Raw genomic sequence first — 2,972 nt, 5'->3', positions numbered from 1 at the left:
GAGCAGCGGCAGCGAGGCGACGATCATCACCGCGTACTTGACGATGTCGGCGATTCTGGCCTGCTCGGCCAGCGCCTCCATGGCCGCGCCGTCCATCATCATGCTGGCGCTCATCTGCTGCTGGACGAGGATTTCGCGCAAGAAGAGCTGCAAGGGGTAGAGGTTGCGGTCCGAAAGGTAGATGAGCGCGTCGAAATACTGATTCCAGTGGCCGACCGCGTAAAAGAGCGCCATCACCGCGATGATCGGTTTGGAGAGCGGCAAGACGATGCGCATGAAAAAGCGGAAGGTGGAGCAGCCGTCGATGTCGGCGGCGTCTTGCAGCTCGCGGGGGATGGTCATGCGAAAAAAGGCCATCGCCACCAAGATGTTCCAGGCCGTCGCCGCCTTGGGCAAGAGCAGCGCCCACGGGGTGTTGATGAGCCCCAGGTCGCGCACCAACAAGTAGGTGGGAATGAGGCCGCCGCTAAAGAACATGGTGAAGATGATGATGAACAAGAACACGGTGCGGCCGGGCAGATCGGTTCTAGACAGCGCGTAGGCGCAAGGCAGCGTGACGCAGAGGTTTATGAAGGTGCCCGCGAAGGTATAGAAGAGGGTATTGCGGTAGCCCAGCAGAATGTCGGGGTTGCGGAAGACCCGCTCGAAGCCCTCGAGGGTCAAACCCTGGGGCAAGAGCCACATCCGCCCCGAGTTGACGGCCACCGGGTCGCTGATCGAAGCGCTCACGATGTAGACGAGCGGGTAGAAGACCATCACCAGCAGCACGCCGATAAACAAGTAGTTGCCGAACACGAACATCCGGTCGTTAAAGGTCTCACGGATCATAGGGTCCCTCGCCCGCTTACCATAATCCCGTGCCCGACACGCGTTTGGCTAGCCGGTTGAAGGAAATGAGGATGATGAAGTTGATGACCGAGTTGAACAGCCCCACGGCGGCCGAAAAGCTGTACTGCGCCTGCAACAGACCGGTCTTGTAGACGTAGGTCTGGATAACCTCGGAAGACGACAGGTTGAGGGGGTTTTGCATGAGGTAGATCTTCTCGAAGCCGAGCGCCATGAAGTTGCCCATCTGCAAGATGAGCAAGATGACGATGGTCGGCAGGATGCTCGGCAAGTTGATGTGCCAGATGCGCTGCATCCGGGTGGCGCCGTCCATGATGGCGGCCTCGTGGAGCTGCGGGTCGACCGAAGCGAGCGCGGCCAGGTAGATGATGGCGCCCCAGCCCAGGTTCTGCCACTCGCCCGAAAACACGTAGATGGTCTTGAACCAGCCGGGCTCGGTCATAAAGGAGATCGGCTGCCCGCCGAGCGCCTGGACGATGATGTTGATGATGCCGGTCACGGGGTGCAAAAAGGCGATGAGGATGCCCACCATCACCACTACCGAGATAAAGTGCGGCGCGTAGGTGAGCGTCTGGGTGACGCGTTTGAACACGCCGTCGCGCAGCTCGTTGATCGACAGGGCCACGATCACCGACACCGGAAAGAGCGCGAGCTGGTAGAGGTTGATCAGAAAAGTGTTCTGGATGACGGTCCAGAAGTAGAAGCTGTTGAAAAAGCGCTCGAACTGCAACAGGCCCACCCAGGGGCTGCCCCAGATGCCGTCGATGGCTCGGTAATTCTTGAAGGCGATCTGCAGGCCGTACATGGGATAGTAGTGAAACACCAGGAAGTAGAGGAGGGCCGGCAGGACGAGAAGGTAGAGTTGCCAGTTGTTGCGCAGTTTTCGCAAGGCGCTTCTGCCCTTCGCTCTGGGCGCCGCTCTTTTAGGCATGTGCGCTCGCTGCTCGATCACTGTGCTTCTCCGTCCGCCATGAATGCTTAAGGCTTCAACCATCTTGCTTTTGTTAGCTTTTATGTTATATCATAGCCAGATAGCACACGTCAAGTTGTACTTTGTTGTTAGACTCATGTTAGATTAGGAGCCATGATGGTCAAAATTGACTTCGTCCCCCTCGAGCGGCACCAGGCCATCCTTCAGCAGGCGCTCAGCCGCAGGGTGGTGCGCGTCAAGGAGCTTGCCGAGAGCTTCGATGTTCACGAGATGACGGTCCGGCGCGACCTCGACGCGCTCACCGAGCAGGGTCTCCTCGAGCGCATCCACGGCGGCGCCAGGCTCAAACAGCAAGCCAGCGACGAGGTGGGCTATCACCTGCGCGCCTCCTCTCATACCGAGGCCAAAGAACGCATCGCCCGTAATGCCTTGGAGCTCGTCCAGGACAAGGACACGGTCGCCATCGACGCCAGCACCACCGGCCTGGCGCTCGCCAGGCTGCTGGGAGGCAAGGCGGTGACCGCCATCGTGACGGGGCTCGACGCCGCCAACGTACTCTCGGCGACCGGCACCCCGTACATGCTGGTCGGCGGCAACTTTCACGCGCCAGCCCGCTCCTACGTCGGCTCGCTCACCTCGGCCGTCCTGACCCGCCTGCACCCCGACAGGGTCTTCTTTTCCGCCAAGGGCTTCACGCCACAAGCCGGCTTCACCGACGCCCACCTGCCCGAGGTCGAAGTCAAGGAGAAGCTCATCGCCTCGGCGGGCGTGGTGATCGCCCTCTTAGACCACAGCAAGTTCGGCCGCACCGCGCTAGGCACCATCGCCACCGCTAGAGAGGTCGACATCCTCGTCACCGACCGCGCGCCCGAGGCCAGCGTCGCCGAGGCGCTCGAGGCCGCCGGCACCCGCCTCATCGTGGCGGGTGAAGCCTAAGTGGACCCCAGCCTGACAAGCGCCCTGAAAGCGCAGGCGATCGAGACGCCGAGTTGGGCCTACGGCAACTCCGGCACCCGCTTCAAGACCTTCGCCGCGGCGGGCGCCGCTCGCAACGTCTGGGAAAAGGTCGAGGACGCCGCGCTCGTTCACGCGCTCAGCGGCGTCGCGCCCAGCGTCGCCTTGCACATCCCCTGGGACCGCGTGGAGGACTGGGCCGAGCTGAGAGGCTTCGCCGAAAGCAAGGGGATTTCACTCG

Annotated in this window: 4 protein-coding genes; 2 read left to right on the top strand and 2 right to left on the bottom strand. The window is 61.6% G+C overall.

Translation table 11 applies throughout. The annotated features are described in order from the left end of the window. A partial coding sequence (locus M3498_15995; protein MDQ3460781.1) for a carbohydrate ABC transporter permease occupies nt 1-828 on the bottom strand: 828 nt, incomplete at its 3' end. Nucleotides 829-844: 16 nt separating this feature from the next. Then, a complete protein-coding gene (locus M3498_15990) occupies nt 845-1,777 on the bottom strand; it encodes an ABC transporter permease subunit (GenBank protein ID MDQ3460780.1) in 933 nt (310 codons plus the stop codon). Between the two features lie 153 nt (nt 1,778-1,930). On the opposite strand from M3498_15990, the gene M3498_15985 reads away from it, so the two are divergent. Together M3498_15985 and M3498_15980 are read left to right on the top strand one after the other, a co-directional pair. Then, the gene (locus tag M3498_15985; protein MDQ3460779.1) at nt 1,931-2,713 is read left to right on the top strand and encodes a DeoR/GlpR family DNA-binding transcription regulator; all 783 of its coding nucleotides are present in this window, start codon (nt 1,931-1,933) and stop codon (nt 2,711-2,713) included. Further along, the coding region (locus tag M3498_15980; protein ID MDQ3460778.1) for a sugar isomerase at nt 2,714-2,972 on the top strand (259 nt) is incomplete at its 3' end.

This window comes from Deinococcota bacterium (genome assembly GCA_030858465.1).
In the GTDB taxonomy this organism is placed as follows: Bacteria; Deinococcota; Deinococci; order Deinococcales; family Trueperaceae; genus JALZLY01.
This window is presented reverse-complemented; position numbering and strand designations above follow the sequence as displayed.